The organism is Mesotoga sp. UBA5847 (assembly GCF_002432735.1).
Lineage (GTDB): Bacteria > Thermotogota > Thermotogae > Petrotogales > Kosmotogaceae > Mesotoga.
Genome location: NZ_DJGL01000068.1, coordinates 1 through 16686 on the forward strand (window position 1 = coordinate 1; position 16686 = coordinate 16686).

Sequence of the window (16686 nt, forward strand, 5' to 3'; positions counted from 1 at the left end):
ATCTTCTACAGCTTCACCCCTGCAGTGAGTGAACAGGCAAAGAAGGCGATGAGGCAGAAGATCCGGAGCCATTTCTATTTTGCCAGAAACATATTGCGAAACCCATAACATCATGTAACCCGTTTTCATCGCAAAAAACGATCGAGCGAAGACGTATTTCTGAGTGTGGTTTACGAATCCTCATTCATATACAGGGAGCCTTCATTTTCCGTTTATCCGTCATCATTAAAGAGTTCTATCTGCCTCTCAAGATGAGAGCAGATTGCTTCTATGTCTTCTAGATCTACTCTGTTCTCATCTTCTCTTTCCGGGTGAAAGGCAAAACGAGGATCCATATGAACAATCACCCTGTCACGACGATTCTTCAGTCTCGCTATTCTGTTTGCCAGAAGAGCCTCTTCTCTTTCGAAGTCGTCCAGAACACGATAGAGCTCTCTTCTAAACTGCCTGGGGCAACCCTGTCGAATGTATTCGCGGAAACTCTTCATTGTGAATCCGCTGTTTCTGATAAGTTTCGATGCTCTAATAATTGCGCTGTCGAAGAGTGAGCTCCTTATTATGGAATCGGCAGCTGACCTGAAATACTCTATCTCGTTTCTGAGAAGGTCAGTTTCACGCCTGAGGACTCCAAGTCGTATGGTATAGCCTTCCCGCTTTTCGAGTTTTATCATATGAAAGATATCCATACTCAATTATAGCCTTTGAAAAGGGTGGCAGAAGTTTCATGAGAAGAGCGGGCAGAGCCCGCTCTCAAACGAGCATTCAAAAGAGTATCACGGAGCCCATTTAGTGAAGATCATTGGTTGTTGAATGGAGCCTGCGACTGAGCGCTCTGTCAAAGTCAAAGAGGTAGTAGAAGGAGATGCTCCCTTTATAGATTTATAGCATTTGTAGAATAGAGCCGGAAGTTGGTCAATCGATTTGGAAGTGGCATAAGTAGTTACTTCTGGCCAGTGAGCATCACTTGTGTAGTACGACAATTTCTGCAGGAAGTCTCCAGACCACTCAACATACATATCGTCAGGGTTGTGATCCGATGAGCCGCCTGCACTGTCCCAATCGGGATATGCACTCTTGGCAGCGGTAGTTGTAGTGATAATAATCTCGATGTTCGCTGGAATGACTCCGCCGGATTTCAGACCATCAAGCCAGCTTCCTGCATGGCATGATTCGATTATTATGCAGAACTTTACATTTGGATGTTCAAGGATGTAGCTTCTCAACTGACTCGCGTAGAAAGTTGTTCCTCCAAGATTCATCAAGTTAGTGTTTCCATGTGCAATGAAGTAGAGGGTAATGTAATCCACTTTTTCAGTAGTCAAGAGATCGTTCATTGCAGCTTGAACGGCAGTCCAGTTTGGAGCGGCCGCTCCCGCGACATATTTCACGTCACGTACTCTGTCAGAACCCATAATTGCCTTGAATACGTCAGACATAAGGTTTCGAACGTCACGAGCCTCTGCATAAAGATTCTATGATGGTGTAATCCCACTGGTAATTACAGTGCCTTTTACTCTGAGAACCCTCTCCAACAGAAGTTCCCCGACATGAAATGAATGAAACCCATTCCCAGAGAGGAAAAAGAGACAATAACGTAGTGAAAGTGTAGACAGCGAATAGTCAATTTCTAATTGATTTTGCTATCTTCTTTGTGCTTTCACTCTGTTCTGTTATGAAGAGTAAACCTAAATAGGGTGTCTCACTAATCAAATAGCTTGAATGATATCCATAATCTTTCTCAAATAACGATGGTGAAGATGATAGTAAATGACCACGAGATTGTAAGTGAGAATCTTAAGGCCGATAACTGTGTCAAAGTCTCTATTTCTTATGTACTATATGAATTCTGAATCAACGATACCTTAGAGTTGAATTGGTTCTCTCTATCTCTTCCCTTAGCTGCTACCTCATTGAGTGAAGCTTTTTCAGTCCAGTTGCCAGTCAACGGAGCTGTTTCTGCTTTTCTGTATCTAGACCTCTTCTTCTGTTTATGTCAATAACCGTTATCAAACCGGTCTTCTCGAATATATAGCCATAGAACTGATTGGAATCATATGCGCTATCAGAAAGAATGTACTTAGGTTTACATGTGTCTGCCATCTTCGGTGCCACCTTCGAATCGTGTGTCGATCCTCCAGATATGATCCAGTCGATTATTAACTTGTTGACCAGATTAAGAGATATATGCACCTTTCTTCCATAACGTAAGTCTTTGTTCGTCTTCGCCCAAGTGGCCCCCTGGTCTTTATACTTCTCTCTCTTCCTTCTTCTCTGTGCTGTAGAGCCTTTACATGACCGCTCACGAACGAATCTACCGCAACTTCTTTCCTTTCGAGCCCTTCCAGATCTGTGAAGAGTTTAGTTATCTTCTGGACTATTTCATGAAGAGGTATCCGTTTGGCTCTTCGACACAAGGTCTGGAATGATGGTATCGTCTTCAGCCCTAGGTACTCGATATACTCGCCATTCCCTTCAAGAAACCTCTTTGCTCTTCGATACGATTTCTTTGCAAGTGTCAGCAGTACCAGCAACTTCAATATCGTTGTTTTATCGTACTCTTTGTTTCTTCCCCTTACTTTCTTTACAGTTCCCTTAACCATGAACTTGTACAGGTTATCCAGTACCTTAAATGCTTCCCTTTTTCTCCATCCCTTGTGATAACATCCGTTTAGGCCTCTTTTCCGGTTCTTAGTCAGTTCAATGGTACCACTATTGAATCTTTTGGAGACCCTCTTTTCGAGACACACTAAGGGTATACAGAAATACCGTATCCATAAGCGCTATAAGAAGCGGGACGAATCAGGCTCTCAAAAGAACCCTTGGAGTAATAGCAATTCGATTTATATTTGATTCTAACACTTGAAGGTTATTTCGAGATCAAATCAGCATCAGTCAAAATGACGAACGGCCTGAAACTTAATCTCGAAGAGAGTTGAACAGAGAAGAAACTTCTAGGATTGTTCGAATTTCAGAAGCAATCAGGTCTTTCAAAGAGACTACCGATAACTCTCGAACCCTCGTTCAAAAAGGAGACTTTCAACATCCTCACTTCTTGGAATTGACCTCTGGGCTCCCCTTTTGGTAACAGATAAAGCCGCGGCTGCACAGGCGTACTTGAGAGAAAAGTGAAGATCCAGTCCTCTGTCAAGCGAGCAGGCGAAGGCGCCATTGAAGACATCGCCAGCTGCGGTTGAATCAACAGCTTTTACTCTGAAAGTCGGAACAACTAGACTTCTAGACCTTCCTGTGAAGAGAACTCCTTTTTCCCCTCTCTTTAGCAGAACATTCTCACATCCCATTTCAAGAAGCTTCACGGCGGCTTCTTCAATACAGAGCGACGGTCCCGTAAGCTCAGCCATCTCCGTTTCGTTCGGGGTAATAATATCTACGTATTGTAGAATCGATTTATCTATATTACTTGACGGCGCAGGATCGAAGATAACGGTCTTTCCGGCTTTGTAGAAGAGCTTTGCTGCGTATAGAGACGATTTGAAGGGGATTTCATTTTGTAGCAGAAGAATGTCAGCCTTTAGCAAACTCTCTCTTGAATCGTCGATAATCTCTGGAGACAGTCGAGAGTTTGCACCCGGGTATACTATTATCCTGTTTTCTCCTGATCTTGCAACCTCTATCAATGCAACTCCGTTTGGAGAATCTACAAGTCTTATTCCGTGTCCAAGATCAATAGCTTCAAGCTCTCTCTTCATCATCTGGGCATTTCCATCGTTTCCCAGGCAAGTCAGGAAGAATACGTCCCCACCAAGCGATTTGGCCGTTACTGCCTGATTTGCGCCCTTGCCTCCTGGATAGTAGGAAAGTTCCAAACCTTTCTGAGTCTGGCCGGGCATAGTGAATTTGTCTACGTTTATTACCATGTCGACGTTACTGCTTCCAATAACTGCTATCATAAAGGCCTCCATAAAAAAGCCGGAGGGAGATCACGCCCCCCGGCCTTTTAATCCAAATTACTTCAGCGTTACCAACTGGAGATCTACGGGGATATAAATCGTACCGATAGTCAGATACTCGAACGCTTTGACAACGGCAAGTTGGCCCATAACAAATGGTTGCTGAGCAACAGTAGCAGCCATTTCGCCTGCATTTACGGCCGCAACGGCATCATCAATGGCATCGAAACCTACGACTTTGATCTTGTCTAGAAGACCGGCGGCTTTTATGGCTTCGATTGCTCCAAGAGCCATCTCGTCATTGTGAGCAAACACAGCGTCTATATTTGGATTCGCCTGAAGGATGTTCTCTATTACTACAAGTCCTTCGGCTCTGTTGAAGTTTGCAACCTGTTTTGCAACTATCTTGATGCCCGGGTATTTTGAAATAGCTGCACCAAAGCCCTGACCACGGTCTCGCGCAGCCGATGTTCCAACGATTCCTTCAAGTTCAACTACGTTCCCCTTTCCATTGAGTAGCATTGCAACGTACTCACCGGCCATCATGCCGCCCGCAACATTATCCGAAGCAATATGCGCAACTACTTTTCCGCCATTAGCTCCTCTGTCAACCGTTATTACAGGAATCCCAGCCTTGTTAGCTTCCTCTACTGCAGTGACGATAGCATCGCTGTCAGTAGGGTTAATGATTATTAGATTCAGTTTCTGTTGCACAAAGTCTTCGATATCGCTTAGCTGCTTTGCAGGGTTATCGCGACCATCGGCTACGATAACTTCTATTCCTAGACCGGCCGCTGCTTCAAGAGCTCCGTCTCTAAGTGTTACAAAGAACGGATTGTTGAGAGTGGATAGAGAGAGTCCAATTCTGTACGTTGCTCCAAAGAGAAATGCTGACGCTACTACCAGAACAAAGGTAATTACAAGTAGTTTCTTCATTTCAGTACCTCCTTATCAAAAATAGGCCTTGAAGGCCTTTAGTAAGATCGCTCAATCGTTGTTACTTTCGGCCATAACTGCCAGGAGTATTACGGCTCCCTTTACTGCCTGCTGGTAGAATGGTGAGATATTTACTAGATTCATACCGTTGTTTATTATTCCAAGAACCATGATGCCAAAAACCGTTCCGACTATCGACCCCTTTCCACCGGAGAGACTCGTTCCTCCCAGAACGACTGCGGCAATGGCGTCCAACTCATAACCCTCTCCAAATATGGGCTGGGCGCTATTCAGTCTTGCTGTCAAAATAAGCGCACTCAGTGCAGAAAGAAGCCCACTTATAATGTAAATAACAATCTTATATCTATCCACTTTCACACCACTTAACTTTGTCGCCTGCTCATTTCCACCTATTGAGTAAGTGTATAGACCCAGCTTCGTATTGAAGAGAAGGTACCAGGCAAGAGCAAATACTCCAAGCATTATTAACACAGGCACAGGAATTCCGAAGATCTCTCCGCGCCCGATTTCCCTGAAACCTGCCGGAAAACCTGTTACAGGCCTTCCCTGAGTGAAAGCCTGAGTGAGACTTCTGGCAATTGCCATAGTGGCAAGAGTTACTATGAAGGGCTGAAGTTTCATTTTGGCAATGATTACACCATTGAATGCACCCATAAGAGCACCTATTCCGAGCGCAGCCAGAATTCCAAGCAGAGGAGAAGTGTTCTTAATAACACTTGCCCCGACTACTGCTGAGAAAGCGAATATCGAACCTACTGAAAGGTCTATCCCTCCAGAGATTATTACAAAGGTCATCCCAAATGCAATTATTCCGTTTATAGAGACCTGTCTGAGAACGTTCATGAAATTCGAAACGGTAAAGAATCTATCGCTTAGAAAGCTGAACACAAGAACAATTCCAACAAAACCGACAACGATCGGAAACCTTCTCAAAAGGCTGAGGGTTTTCTTCATCTTTGCCCTCCCATTGCCGCAGAAATGATGTTCTGCTGATTAATATCCTTCCTTTCGAATATGGCTGCCTGTCGACCCCGGTGCATTACGAGCACTCTGTCGCTCATACTGGTTACTTCTGGCAGCTCAGAAGATATCATGATGATTCCCTTACCCTGATTCGCCAGTTCATTCATCAAGCGGTAAACCTCAACCTTTGCTCCAACGTCGATTCCCCTGGTTGGTTCAACGAAGATTACGAGTTCAGGAGATTTAATGAGTCCCTTTGCCAGAACTACCTTCTGTTGATTCCCTCCAGAAAGGTTATTAATCCTCTGATCTGGAGAAGGTGTCTTTATAGTCAGTCTCTTTATCATCGCTTCAGCAAGTCTCTTACTCGCTCTCCAGCTAATGCTACCTAGCTTACTTACAAGTTCCGTATTTGGCAGCACAACGTTTTTTGTTATACTCAAAGGCATTACTAATCCCTGTGTCTTGCGATCTTCGGGTATGAGAATAACTCCTCTTGCCAGTGCTCTGTCCGGCCTTATGGGAATAGGATATGGTCTTTTGGATAACTCGGCCCTGTTTGCACTAGCCTTTATGCCACCGTATATGGCAAGGGCAACTGCTCCCTTACCTGAACCCACAAGCCCCGCTATTCCGAAGATTTCGCCTCTTTTCACTTCGAAAGAGACATTTTCGAAATGTCCAGATACCGAAAGCCCATCAACCATGAAAACGGGTTCTTCGGTCACAAGATTCTCTTTTGGGAACATATCGTCGATTCTTCTTCCTACCATATCCTTTATCAAACGATCGCCAGTATAGCTTTCCGTAGGACCGGAAGATATGAACGATCCATCTCTCAATATCGTAACCCTGTCGGCTATTTCGAAAACCTCTTCAAGTCTGTGAGAAATAAAGACTATCGAAACGCCCTTCTCTCTGAGCTCTCTCATAAGTCTGAAAAGTATCGCCGTTTCATGCTCTGTTATTGTTGCAGTAGGTTCATCCATAACGATTATCTTTGCATCGGAAGCCAAGGCTCTGGCGATCTCGACAAGCTGTTTTTCGGAAACATTGAGTTTCTTAACTGTCGTGCCCGCAGGCACTGGAAAGTTGAGTGATCTCAGAAGATCCTCCGCCCTTCTTCTGAGTTTCCTGCGATTAAGATTCCACCAGGAGCTACTCTCTCTTCCCAGATATATGTTCTCTGCAACAGTTAGATCCTCGCTGAGATTCAACTCCTGATAGATTACTGCTATTCCATGCGCTATGGCATCTGAAGGACTCTCAAAGCGAACTTCATTGCCCTCGAGAATTATCTTCCCTTCATTCTGTCTGTAAACACCACTCAGAATCTTCATGAGAGTTGATTTGCCGGCACCGTTTTCGCCTATCAGAGCAAGAATCTCGCCTCTCTTCAGATCGAAACTGACGCTATCCAGCGCCTTTACACCGGGAAAGCTCTTGGAGATACCCTCCATCTTGAGAATGAACTCATCCATTGCTACTCTCCCTGATTTGAAGCGAGGTCTTCAGAAGGACCTTGCTGCTAGTCTTTTGACCACTGATCTTTCTCAGAAGCATCTCACCGGCCGCCTTACCCATAGCGTATCCATCCTGCCGAACGGTTGTCAACCTTGGGTTGGTCATCCTTGAGAAGAGTATGTCATCAAATCCAGTAACCGAAACGGTTTTAGGCACATCATATTTCATTTCAGCCAACTCCATCATCGCTCCGAATGCTATCATATCGTTGCCGCATACTATGGCATTGGGTATTCTCTTGAGTCTTCTCAACATCTCTCTACCACTCTCAAAGGTATAGTCTCCAAAATGTATCTCGCAATCACTATTTTCTTCTGAGATAGCATCTTCAAATGCCCTCAACCTCTCTCTGGAGGAGAAGGTATTTACGGGACCACTTAAAAAAGCGAAGCTTTTGTTACCAGCTCTGATAAGATAATCCATCATCTTTCTCATTCCGTCGTAATTGTCTGAAAAGACATAAGAGACCCCTTCCCAATCTTGATAGTTATCGATAATCACGATCGGTAGGTGAGATGAAATGGTCTTAATAGACTCGGGAAGCTCTCCGAGGAGTATTGCGCCAATTCCCTCGATATTCCTTGAATACAGTGCCTTTAGAAGTTCTTCCTCCTTTAGAGGATCACCTGATGAACTGACAAGAAAAATGAAATACCCCTTCACGCGCAGATAATCTTCGGCTCCCTTTACTATTTGGGAGAAGAAGGGATTCACAATATCGGGGATAAGGAAGCCTATCATGCCGCTACTACCGATCCTGAGACTTCTGGCAAGTCTGTTGGGGACATAACCAAGCTCCTGAGAGGCCCTATTGACTTTCTCTTCAAGCTCAGGGCTTACATAAAGACTTTTGTTGAGAACTCTGGAGACTGTGGCCGTCGAAACTCCCGCCTTCTCCGCTACTTCACGTATGCTTATCTTACTCTTCATTTATACCTTAAATCCTCCTGTAAACGTTTGCGTAAACGATTACACAGTAATATAAACATACTCGTATTGTAATAGCCAAGTCTATTCACACATTATCATGAACGTTCAGCTGAGACATGAGGTGATTATTGATTAGTTACTCTTCTATGCTTCTTCATTCTAGTTCATGTATCGTCGTGAGATAAAAACAAAAGTCGTTATAATAAGTCGCAGCAAACACGAGGAAAATGAAATTGGTTGCTTCGAAATAAAAAGAGGGTGTTTCCACCCTCTTGCGATTTGTCATTTTAATCAGTAATACTCAATCTCTCTTGTCTCTTCCTGCTCTATCATCGCCATCTCTTTCCAACCATCTGTCTCAAGGTCGGCAATGTTCATGACATAGTAGGCTACCATAGAGATGTAGTTGCCCATTGAGTCATATTCATACTCGTACACGACCGCTTCCTTCTCATCTCCCCAGTAGCTATCGGAGATCTTAATCGATACGTCGCCCATTTCGTTGTATTCAAGAGTAGACACGATTGGTTCTACGTCTTCTCCGGGCATCGCAAACATGTACATGAACTCCGATTCTCTTATCCTCTGATTCTTCTCATTGTATTCGTAGAAGGTTCTGCTTAGATCCATTCCCATCATGCCAAATCCCTCTTCGACAAGATTGCCTCTCTCATCGTAAGCCATCGATATCGTCATTTCGATTTCCTCGCCCTCGCTGATTCCAGATATCTTCTGAGCGATTAACCTGCCAAACTCGTCGTATTCCATTATGAGGGTGGATTCTCCCTCTCCATCTTCTACAATGATTGACACTATTCTTCCATTCTCGATGGTTATTTGCTCAACTGATTCTTCAACTCCATTTTCTCTTCCGGTAATAGAAGCTAGCATTCCGCTTGCGTCATAGTTGAACAGAATCGCACTGATTTCGTTCCCTTCTTTGTCAGAAGAAATCTGTGATAGAAGTCTGCCCGATCTATCGAAAGTGAGTATCTCGTAAGACGGAAACGCAAAATCCTCTTCCATGTAGAACTCGTCTTCTGGATAAACTATCTTAACTGTCTTGACCGGTCCTCGCAGATTGAAGTCGCTCGCACTCATTGGGATCATGAATTCCGATTGTGCAAAGGCAACTAGAGCGAACGCGACGAGCAAAGAAACCAATAACACTTTCTTCATTACTACACCTCCATTTGCTAAGTTACTATAATCATACAGGAGAGAGTAAGAAAAAGGAGCATCTATCTTATCTATAGGCGGGCGAAAATGCAGAATCTACTAATCGATAGACCATCTGAAGAAGAGAAATTCGAGATCATGAAGAAAATGCATTACTCATTTCCCGAGCCTAGTAGCGGGAGGTATTCACTTCCGGATCTAAGACCGATGGATGAAGTATACTCCGACTTTCTCAAGAGAGGAGACTCTTTGATAGTTCTCAGGAGCGGCGAAGAAATCGTAGGACATGTACATTTTGGTCCCCAGATCGATGAAAGACTCCGTTCGGAAGATCCTATCACATCTATGACCTGTTTGTGAGCGACAGATATAGGAGAAGTGGAGCAGGGAAGCTTCTGCTTAGTGCTTCTTTAGAAGAACTCAAGAGATCCTCTTACTTGACAGTCACAGCAAATACATACAGGCTTGGAGCAGGATGGCGCCTTCTCAAGAGCGACGGGTTTGAAGAGAAGAAGATTTGCTTTAGTGTCGGCAGAACACACCATGTTGCCGATAGAAGGCTAGAGGTAATGCGCGGTATACGCGAAGATTTGAGAAGTGTTTTTTTCGAGATTTCTTCTTCTCCTGAAGTGTTGAGAAGCCAGTTGTCCATGACTCCAAGCGAGCTGTTCTTCACGTTGAATGAGACTCTGGATTCAGGGGGCAGAATTCTCATCTGCAGGCGAGATGAGAAAGCTGTCGGGATGAGTGAATTCTCAATTCTTCTGGAGAAGAGCCTACAGCAATGAGAAGAGATCCCGAACTTTGATCGTTTCGAGAGAAGATTTCCAAGATCAACCGTAATAAGCTCTCTGAACCATAAGACTGGATTTGAGTAGTCATTGAAGTGCTATAATTGGTAAGCAAATCAAACTAAAGGAGAGTTTCCGTTGTTCAACAAACGTCTTCCACTTTTGCTAACATCCCTCATTGTGTTCTTCGTGATGTTCGGCTTCGGCTTACTACTTCAGTTGAAGTTGAGGGAGCTGGGAGCGTCTCTTCTTATGGTCGGACTTCTAACAACAGTTAGGGGAGCGGTTGAGACTCTTGGCTCGCCCGCGTGGGGAGCGATATCGGACAGCCTGAAGAGGCGAAAACCGTTAATGATAGTGCTTGTTCTGACTTCTGCTCTTCTCTACTTTGCCTATTCCGTTATCGAGATACCGTTAGTTTTCATATTGTTCTCTGCTTTGATAGCATTCTTCACAGCTGGATTTGAGCCCATAGCAATGGCGCTCAGCACTGAGCATTCCAGAGACTCTGTCAGAAATACTTCAAGGGAGCTATCGATACTGAACACCGCCAATTCAATGGGGATGTTATCAGGCAGGCTACTGCTTTCTATGCTTCTAGTATTTTTTACTGTAACCCAGACGATCAACTGGTACGCGACAATAGCTTTTTTAGCAGTGATTCCGGCTCTTTTCTTGAGGGATCAAGAACACACCGTGGCCCGCAGAAAGGGTTTTCTGAACAGACTGTTCCCTCTTAAGCAGGATTCTTCGCCGCTCTGGGAGAATGGATTGTGGGCGGTCTATGTCGGAACATTCTTAAGGCAGTTAGGTACTGCAGGAGCGACTTCTATCATTGCGATATTCATGACGGAAAGGATAGGTCTGTCGGCTTCGGCAACGGCGATAATCACATCGATAAATCCTTTCATGCAAATATTCTCCCATATCTTCTTCGGTAGAGTAATGTACAGAATAGGACCCAGGAAAAGCACATTGATCGGTATCGGCCTTACAATATTCACGATGCTTTTCTTTGCGATGGCGCAGAGCTGGGTCTTGATAGCACTCGGTTACTTTTCGCTTGGAATTGCCTTTGGTGCTTTCATTAACGGTGCTGGTACTATGATATCTTTGAGCTCACCACCCGAGCGAAGGGCCGAGTTTCTTGGACTGCTTAGGTCAGCGAGAGCGATTGGTTTCATGGTGGGGCCTTTACTGGCCGGAACGGTTGCAGAATACTCTTATTTCGTCATGTTCATCATGATGGCTTCACTCATTGCAGCTGGAGGACTAATCGTGATTGTTTTTACGAAGGATCGATTGATAACGAGCTGAGTCAAACCGGCGTATGATAATGCAGTAGAATCTCAGGAGCAAAGTAATAGGAGATTATTCAAAGCAATTGGCAACGTGGGCAAGAAGAATGATCGAAGCGGAGGTGAACAAGTTTGTTGACATACATCGTCAAAATCCTTGTGTCATCGATAATAATCGCTCTTGTTTCTGAAGTTAGCAAGAAGTCCGGATACATTGGAGGACTTATAGCTTCTTTACCCCTTACTTCAATGCTGGCGCTATTCTGGCTCTACAACGATACAAAAAATCCAAGTAAAGTTGCAGAACTTTCCATCGGTATTCTCTTATTTGTTCTTCCTTCTCTGATTTTCTTTGTTGCTATGCCGTTGTTTCTTAGAAGAGGCATCAATTTCTACGTAGCGCTTGCTTTATCCAGTGGAATCATGATGGCGGGCTATGCCTTCTTTTTGCTTATCCTTTCAAGGTTTGGAGTGAGATTATAGCAGTTTTGACTTGAACGAATTTTTCGACCACTGTTTGTGAAGCGTTTCACAAGAAAATCCTTGTATTGCTCAGGTAGATTCCCAGGACTGTGAAAACTTCTCCTGTAACTGCTCGCGCCCAGTACTCGAATCAGGTGATTCGGCTGAACATCTTCGCAACCATTTTGGTGCTTATGGCAATTCCAACTGAGACTACCACAACAGGTAAGCCTGTGCCGATACCATAGATTGCAGGGATTAGTAGTCTGGACTGTTCATTGGCGGCCAGTGGAATTACACTTCCAAAGAACAATGCAGCCGATACAGGGCAGAAGGTAAGGGCGAACAGAGAGCCGAGGATCAGGGCACCGAGCAGGCCTTTGCTCTTGATCTTTTCTTGTGATTTTGTATCCAGATTTCTTCCCCTGTTTCTGAAACTCAGCAGTTCAAGTAGAAACATACCAAGGATGATCATTATCGGACCGACTAACTTTCCCATGTATTTCTGGAGGAATCTAGACAGACCGGGAGCCGCCGTCAAGCTTGAAACAAGCACAGCACCTATAACAACCTGACATCCCGCTTGTTTTGTAACTAGGTTTCTTCGAAGGCAACAGAGCATCTTCGTTACAGTATCTTGTGGGCTTGCATTTCGTGCATTTATTAGGGATAAGTGTATACCTATTGAGAGGAGAGAATGCATGGCTCATCGTATTCATGTAAGAAATAAGGATACAGGGGTTACCTACGTTTATGAGGGAATATCTTACTGGGATAAAGAGAAGAAGCAGCCACGGAATAAGAGAGTGTGTATAGGCAGTACACGGAGCCAGTCAAGCAATACCATCCCTGCAACATACTCATTGGCAAGTCTTTCAGGAATAAAGGGAGAGAAGAGAATCTTTATCGCCTAGTTGACTATCAATGTAACCAGAAGAGGCTTAGAGTTCTTCTGCACATAGACTATTTCTTTGAACTCGATTTTTAGCATTATTGGGTAATCATGAAGAGCAGGACTACTGCCACAGGAATTGACACATTTGCGGTTTGCCAGTTCCCAAGGGAATTTGATAGACCGGGAAGAATGTTACCCAGTATGGCCCCTAGAAACATAGCTACCCCACCCACACTGTAAGGTACTTGCTGAAAAGGTCAAGTTTCTGTTCCAATATACTGCCTCCAATATTCTCACATTCGAATATATGAATATGATACTCGCCGATTGTTTTCCGAGCTTTTTCGGAACGTTAAGTTTCATTGTTGCACAACAATGCAATATCGGTTATTCTATGAGTGTATCTTGACAGGAGGTGTCTCGATGAACAAGAAGACAGTAATGCTTTTCAAGGCACTAGGTTGCAGGTGGCGTTTGAAAATACTGGAGCGTCTTTCAGAAGGTACTCTGTGCGTCTGCGAGTTCGACGACTTGTTCCCCATAGACAAAACAACTCTCTCGAGACATGTCAAGGCCTTAGTCGATGCGAAGCTTATTGTTGAGAAAAGGAATGGTACGAGAAAGGAGCTCAGCATAGCAGACAGTAGGGTCCTGGAGATTATTAAGCTTGCTCACTCTATTACTGATGAGTCTTCGGAAGAAACGGAGTAGCGACCCATGTACAGCGTTATCATATATGCAGTTACTGGATTGCTTCTTTTGGTTTCTCTCATTAAGAGCCGCAAGAAGACATTGTTGGCTCTCAAGAAGGCTTGGACATCATTTGAGCGAATCCTTCCTGAACTTATAGCAATTATGCTTTTTGTTGGGCTACTCATTGCGCTTTTGAATCCCGAGACAATCTCGCAGCTGCTGGGAGAAAGTTCGGGAGTTTGGGGGTTGATGATAGCTTCAATAGTGGGGTCTATCACGCTGATTCCCGGTTTTGTCGCTTTTCCTACGGCGGCCATCTTGGTAGATAACGGTGCCGGGATAACTCAGATAGCTCTTTTCATCTCCACTCTCATGATGGTTGGAGTTGCAACTTTTCCAGTGGAGAAGAAGTATTTCGGGAGCAGACTGACGATTATTAGAAATGTGATGGCATTTGGATTCTCGTTTATAGTGGCAGGTCTTATGGGAATGATTTTGGGATGAAGGCGAAAAGGTATGTCTTTCCACTAGTAATGGCAGCTGTCGTTTCTGTTGTATTTGCCGCCGACAATCAGCTCGGGCGAAGCGCTTTGAGCATTACTGGATCGAGTTTTCTGGAGATGTTGTCTGTTATTCCTCCGATATTTATCCTATTGGGCCTTCTCGATGTATGGATTCCGAGAGAAAGGATTATCTGACATCTGGGAGAAGAATCAGGTATTAAGGGAATAGTACTTTCCTTTCTTCTTGGAGCGGCTGCGGCGGGGCCTTTATATGGAGCCTTTCCAATAGCAGCGGTCTTCATGAAGAAAGGAGTGAAGTTTTCGAATGTGCTGATCTTCATCGGAGCATGGTCAACAACTAAGATTCCGATGTTTATGTTCGAGATGGGATCAATGGGAGCAGGGTTCGCTCTGCTCAGACTGGTGATAAACATTCCGGGAATACTTCTTATGGCGGTAATACTCGAAATAATAACCGGAAAGGAAAGTATTGAAGCGATATATGCACAGTGTACCGGCCTTAGTGAATAGGAGGCATTTTTGAGATGGAGAAAGATTTGAAGAAAGAGGTTACGAAGTTCGGATTGCTGGCAACTGGTTTTCTGGTTTTCTATTTTCTGCCTTTTGGAAGCCAATATGTGCAGGATGCGATAATCAGCGGATTTACAATGCTTGGTTCATATGCAAGAGAACACGTACTTCTCTGTCTTGTACCTGCCTTTTTCATAGCGGGAACTATCACTGTATTTATACGGAAAGACGCAATATTAAAACTACTGGGTCCCGACGCCCGAAAGATCATTTCATACCCAATCGCCGCCGTTTCTGGTGGAATTCTGGCAGTTTGCTCGTGTACGATTCTTCCTCTTTTCGGTGGTATCTACAAACGGGGCGCTGGTCTAGGACCGGCAGTTGCCTTTCTCTTCAGCGGTCCGGCGATAAACGTTGCTGCGATCTTTCTTACTGGAAGCGCGATCGGCTGGGAGATAGCACTTGTGAGAATCGTTGGGGCCTCGACTTCAGCGATTGTCATTGGATTAACTATGCAGAGCATCTTCAGAGAGAAGGGATCGGGAGGTTTTGCGACTCAGGAATCGGATGATCAGATTTCCTGGCCCGAAGCGATTGCTTTTCTGGGTCTGCAAATGACTTTCCTAATTGTTGGCGGGCTGGCTATCAATCCGATTGTTAAGGCATCAATACTGATTATCTCCGCTATTGCAGTTTTTGTGATGGCTATACGTTTCAAGGGAGAACTGAGAAATCAGTGGATAGGTGAAACATGGGACTTTGCAAAGAAGATTCTTCCTTACCTCTTCTTTGGGGTTTTTGCGGCAGGAATCATTTCCAGTGCGCTTCCGCAAAGCTTCGTAGAATCGCTTCTCGGAGGTAACAGACTCGGCTCAACTCTCTTCGCATCTGTCTTTGGAGCATTCATGTATTTTGCGACTCTGACTGAAGTGCCTATCGTCCAGTCGCTCATGTCTCTAGGAATGGGTAAGGGTCCTGCACTGGCGCTTTTCATGGCTGGCAACTCACTTAGTTTGCCCAGCATGATTGTTATCACCCGCCTTCTTGGAAAGAAGAGAGCTTTCACTTACTTTGGATTAGTAGTTGTCTTCTCTACGTTTTGGGGATTCATATATGGAAATCTATTTTAGGATTAAGGAGGTCGTATAGTGAAGATCGAAATCTTTGGTTCAGGCTGTCCGAGATGCAAGCAAACTGAGAAGATCATGAAAAAGGCTGTCGAAGAGCTAGGTTCAGATGCAGAAGTTGATAAGGTAACGGACATGATGGCAATAATGGAGAAGGGAATTGTTTCGACACCGGCCGTAGCAATTGACGGAAAAATCGTTTTGTCAGGCAAGATCCCCTCTATTGATGAAGCCAAGAGACTAATTAAGGGTTGAATAAGAGGGCTCTCAGATGTTAGATTTGTGGAGGGTTGAATCCCTCCATTTTTCATGGGTTTGGGAGGTTTGATATGAAGGTTGTGGCTTTCAACGGAAGTCCTCGCCGGGACGGGAATACGTCAAAGATGATTGAAGAAGTCCTAGGTGTACTGCGCGAAGAAGGAATCGATACCGAAGCGGTTCAGATAGGTGGAAATTCCGTAAGAGGTTGCACTGCCTGCAATGTCTGCTTCAAGACGAAGGATAGGAGATGCATAATAGACGGCGATTACGTCAATGGTTGCATCGAGAAGATGCTTGAAGCCGACGGTATCATCATTGGTTCTCCGACTTACTTTGCCGATGTGTCTCCTGAAGTGAAGGCTCTAATCGACAGAGTGGGAATGGTTGCTCTTGCTAATGATGCAATGCTTAAGCGGAAAGTGGGAGCCGCTGTCATAGCCGTTCGAAGAGGAGGCTCGGTACATGCTTTCGATTCAATTAATCACCTCTTCCTTATCTCTCAGATGATAGTACCTGGATCTTCATATTGGAATCTCTCAATTGCCTGGAAGAAGGGCGATTTTAAAGGCGACAGAGAGGGTATAAGAACTATGAAAACTCTTGGTCAGAATATGGCCTGGCTTCTGAAAAGAACTGCGGGGAACTCTTAGTATTTACGGAAAAC

General features: G+C 44.5%; 21 protein-coding genes and 3 pseudogenes. 12 read left to right on the forward strand and 12 right to left on the reverse strand.

What is annotated here, in order from left to right:
* Positions 1-212: 212 nt before the first annotated feature.
* From B3K91_RS06895 to B3K91_RS06940, 10 genes and pseudogenes are all read right to left on the reverse strand, one after another.
* The gene (locus B3K91_RS06895) at positions 213-671 is read right to left on the reverse strand and encodes a hypothetical protein (RefSeq protein ID WP_099830877.1); all 459 of its coding nucleotides are present in this window, start codon (positions 669-671) and stop codon (positions 213-215) included.
* Positions 672-773: 102 nt separating this feature from the next.
* Positions 774-1436, reverse strand: a complete 663-nt coding sequence (locus B3K91_RS06900) for a C13 family peptidase (RefSeq protein WP_292589089.1) — start codon at positions 1434-1436, stop codon at positions 774-776.
* A 505-nt stretch (positions 1437-1941) separates the two neighbouring features.
* Positions 1942-2196, reverse strand: a pseudogene (locus B3K91_RS06905) (transposase); the annotation flags it as partial.
* A complete protein-coding gene (locus tag B3K91_RS06910; RefSeq protein WP_214059716.1) occupies positions 2157-2600 on the reverse strand; it encodes a hypothetical protein in 444 nt (147 codons plus the stop codon). The gene B3K91_RS06910 and the pseudogene B3K91_RS06905, both read right to left, overlap by 40 nt.
* Before the next feature lie 396 nt (positions 2601-2996).
* The gene (rbsK, locus tag B3K91_RS06915; RefSeq protein ID WP_292592338.1) at positions 2997-3908 is read right to left on the reverse strand and encodes a ribokinase; all 912 of its coding nucleotides are present in this window, start codon (positions 3906-3908) and stop codon (positions 2997-2999) included.
* Between the two features lie 57 nt (positions 3909-3965).
* Positions 3966-4844, reverse strand: coding sequence for a D-ribose ABC transporter substrate-binding protein (locus B3K91_RS06920; RefSeq protein WP_099830801.1), 879 nt, complete (start codon positions 4842-4844; stop codon positions 3966-3968).
* A gap of 51 nt (positions 4845-4895) precedes the next feature.
* Positions 4896-5819: an ABC transporter permease gene (locus tag B3K91_RS06925; RefSeq protein ID WP_099830800.1), complete on the reverse strand. Its 924-nt coding sequence runs from the start codon at positions 5817-5819 to the stop codon at positions 4896-4898.
* Positions 5816-7309 (reverse strand): sugar ABC transporter ATP-binding protein, encoded by a 1494-nt coding sequence (locus B3K91_RS06930; RefSeq protein WP_292592340.1) that lies wholly within the window; start codon positions 7307-7309, stop codon positions 5816-5818. The genes B3K91_RS06925 and B3K91_RS06930 overlap by 4 nt, the downstream gene beginning before the upstream one ends.
* Positions 7302-8282 (reverse strand): LacI family DNA-binding transcriptional regulator, encoded by a 981-nt coding sequence (locus B3K91_RS06935; protein WP_214059715.1) that lies wholly within the window; start codon positions 8280-8282, stop codon positions 7302-7304. The genes B3K91_RS06930 and B3K91_RS06935 overlap by 8 nt, the downstream gene beginning before the upstream one ends.
* A 291-nt stretch (positions 8283-8573) precedes the next feature.
* Positions 8574-9461 carry a membrane-binding protein gene (locus B3K91_RS06940; RefSeq protein ID WP_214059714.1) on the reverse strand — a complete coding sequence of 296 codons (888 nt, stop codon included), beginning with the start codon at positions 9459-9461 and terminating at the stop codon, positions 8574-8576.
* Positions 9462-9548: 87 nt separating this feature from the next.
* Between B3K91_RS06940 and B3K91_RS06945 the strand changes: the two genes are divergently transcribed.
* From B3K91_RS06945 to B3K91_RS06960, 5 genes and pseudogenes are all read left to right on the forward strand, one after another.
* Positions 9549-9821, forward strand: a complete 273-nt coding sequence (locus B3K91_RS06945) for a hypothetical protein (protein ID WP_292589106.1) — start codon at positions 9549-9551, stop codon at positions 9819-9821.
* Positions 9818-9862 (forward strand): annotated as a pseudogene (locus tag B3K91_RS13680) (hypothetical protein); the annotation flags it as partial. The gene B3K91_RS06945 and the pseudogene B3K91_RS13680, both read left to right, overlap by 4 nt.
* A 36-nt stretch (positions 9863-9898) precedes the next feature.
* Entirely contained in the window at positions 9899-10249 is a 351-nt protein-coding gene (locus B3K91_RS06950; RefSeq protein WP_292594464.1) for a hypothetical protein, read from the forward strand.
* A gap of 141 nt (positions 10250-10390) precedes the next feature.
* Positions 10391-11569, forward strand: coding sequence for an MFS transporter (locus B3K91_RS06955; RefSeq protein ID WP_214060141.1), 1179 nt, complete (start codon positions 10391-10393; stop codon positions 11567-11569).
* Positions 11570-11682: 113 nt separating this feature from the next.
* Positions 11683-12033 (forward strand): DUF3147 family protein, encoded by a 351-nt coding sequence (locus B3K91_RS06960; protein WP_292592344.1) that lies wholly within the window; start codon positions 11683-11685, stop codon positions 12031-12033.
* Between the two features lie 130 nt (positions 12034-12163).
* Here the strand turns inward: B3K91_RS06960 and B3K91_RS06965 are convergent, their stop codons facing one another.
* Complete coding sequence (locus B3K91_RS06965; RefSeq protein WP_349680362.1) at positions 12164-12715, reverse strand: sulfite exporter TauE/SafE family protein; 552 nt, start codon at positions 12713-12715, stop codon at positions 12164-12166.
* On the opposite strand from B3K91_RS06965, the gene B3K91_RS06970 reads away from it, so the two are divergent.
* A complete protein-coding gene (locus B3K91_RS06970) occupies positions 12714-12926 on the forward strand; it encodes a hypothetical protein (RefSeq protein WP_114794149.1) in 213 nt (70 codons plus the stop codon). The two genes, B3K91_RS06965 and B3K91_RS06970, sit on opposite strands and share 2 nt — an antisense overlap.
* A 76-nt stretch (positions 12927-13002) precedes the next feature.
* On the opposite strand, the gene B3K91_RS06975 is transcribed toward B3K91_RS06970, so the two are convergent.
* Positions 13003-13125: a hypothetical protein gene (locus B3K91_RS06975; RefSeq protein ID WP_292594472.1), complete on the reverse strand. Its 123-nt coding sequence runs from the start codon at positions 13123-13125 to the stop codon at positions 13003-13005.
* 205 nt (positions 13126-13330) lie between these two features.
* Here B3K91_RS06975 and B3K91_RS06980 point away from each other — a divergent pair, with 205 nt between their 5' ends.
* The 6 genes and pseudogenes from B3K91_RS06980 to B3K91_RS07010 all read left to right on the forward strand — a co-directional run bounded on the left by B3K91_RS06980 (position 13331) and on the right by B3K91_RS07010 (position 16672).
* Complete coding sequence (locus B3K91_RS06980) at positions 13331-13618, forward strand: ArsR/SmtB family transcription factor (RefSeq protein ID WP_099829740.1); 288 nt, start codon at positions 13331-13333, stop codon at positions 13616-13618.
* Between the two features lie 6 nt (positions 13619-13624).
* Positions 13625-14104 (forward strand): permease, encoded by a 480-nt coding sequence (locus B3K91_RS06985; RefSeq protein ID WP_214060145.1) that lies wholly within the window; start codon positions 13625-13627, stop codon positions 14102-14104.
* Positions 14101-14634 (forward strand): annotated as a pseudogene (locus tag B3K91_RS13615) (permease). Before B3K91_RS06985 ends, B3K91_RS13615 begins: the two are co-directional and overlap by 4 nt.
* A gap of 14 nt (positions 14635-14648) precedes the next feature.
* Positions 14649-15764 carry a permease gene (locus tag B3K91_RS07000; protein WP_099829743.1) on the forward strand — a complete coding sequence of 372 codons (1116 nt, stop codon included), beginning with the start codon at positions 14649-14651 and terminating at the stop codon, positions 15762-15764.
* A gap of 18 nt (positions 15765-15782) precedes the next feature.
* On the forward strand, positions 15783-16016 hold the full coding sequence (locus B3K91_RS07005) for a thioredoxin family protein (protein WP_099829744.1): 234 nt from the start codon (positions 15783-15785) through the stop codon (positions 16014-16016).
* 74 nt (positions 16017-16090) lie between these two features.
* Positions 16091-16672, forward strand: coding sequence for a flavodoxin family protein (locus tag B3K91_RS07010; protein WP_292594476.1), 582 nt, complete (start codon positions 16091-16093; stop codon positions 16670-16672).
* Positions 16673-16686 lie beyond the last annotated feature (14 nt).

Coding starts and splice junctions, on each gene's coding strand:
- B3K91_RS06895 (WP_099830877.1), bottom strand. CDS start 671: ATGATAAAACTCGAAAAGCGGGAAGGCTATACCATACGACTTGGAGTC.
- B3K91_RS06900 (WP_292589089.1), bottom strand. CDS start 1,436: ATGTCTGACGTATTCAAGGCAATTATGGGTTCTGACAGAGTACGTGAC.
- B3K91_RS06910 (WP_214059716.1), bottom strand. CDS start 2,600: ATGGTTAAGGGAACTGTAAAGAAAGTAAGGGGAAGAAACAAAGAGTAC.
- rbsK (WP_292592338.1), bottom strand. CDS start 3,908: ATGATAGCAGTTATTGGAAGCAGTAACGTCGACATGGTAATAAACGTA.
- B3K91_RS06920 (WP_099830801.1), bottom strand. CDS start 4,844: ATGAAGAAACTACTTGTAATTACCTTTGTTCTGGTAGTAGCGTCAGCA.
- B3K91_RS06925 (WP_099830800.1), bottom strand. CDS start 5,819: ATGAAGAAAACCCTCAGCCTTTTGAGAAGGTTTCCGATCGTTGTCGGT.
- B3K91_RS06930 (WP_292592340.1), bottom strand. CDS start 7,309: ATGGATGAGTTCATTCTCAAGATGGAGGGTATCTCCAAGAGCTTTCCC.
- B3K91_RS06935 (WP_214059715.1), bottom strand. CDS start 8,282: ATGAAGAGTAAGATAAGCATACGTGAAGTAGCGGAGAAGGCGGGAGTT.
- B3K91_RS06940 (WP_214059714.1), bottom strand. CDS start 9,461: ATGAAGAAAGTGTTATTGGTTTCTTTGCTCGTCGCGTTCGCTCTAGTT.
- B3K91_RS06945 (WP_292589106.1), top strand. CDS start 9,549: ATGCAGAATCTACTAATCGATAGACCATCTGAAGAAGAGAAATTCGAG.
- B3K91_RS06970 (WP_114794149.1), top strand. CDS start 12,714: ATGGCTCATCGTATTCATGTAAGAAATAAGGATACAGGGGTTACCTAC.
- B3K91_RS06965 (WP_349680362.1), bottom strand. CDS start 12,715: ATGCATTCTCTCCTCTCAATAGGTATACACTTATCCCTAATAAATGCA.
- B3K91_RS06975 (WP_292594472.1), bottom strand. CDS start 13,125: ATGTTTCTAGGGGCCATACTGGGTAACATTCTTCCCGGTCTATCAAAT.
- B3K91_RS06980 (WP_099829740.1), top strand. CDS start 13,331: ATGAACAAGAAGACAGTAATGCTTTTCAAGGCACTAGGTTGCAGGTGG.
- B3K91_RS06985 (WP_214060145.1), top strand. CDS start 13,625: ATGTACAGCGTTATCATATATGCAGTTACTGGATTGCTTCTTTTGGTT.
- B3K91_RS07000 (WP_099829743.1), top strand. CDS start 14,649: ATGGAGAAAGATTTGAAGAAAGAGGTTACGAAGTTCGGATTGCTGGCA.
- B3K91_RS07010 (WP_292594476.1), top strand. CDS start 16,091: ATGAAGGTTGTGGCTTTCAACGGAAGTCCTCGCCGGGACGGGAATACG.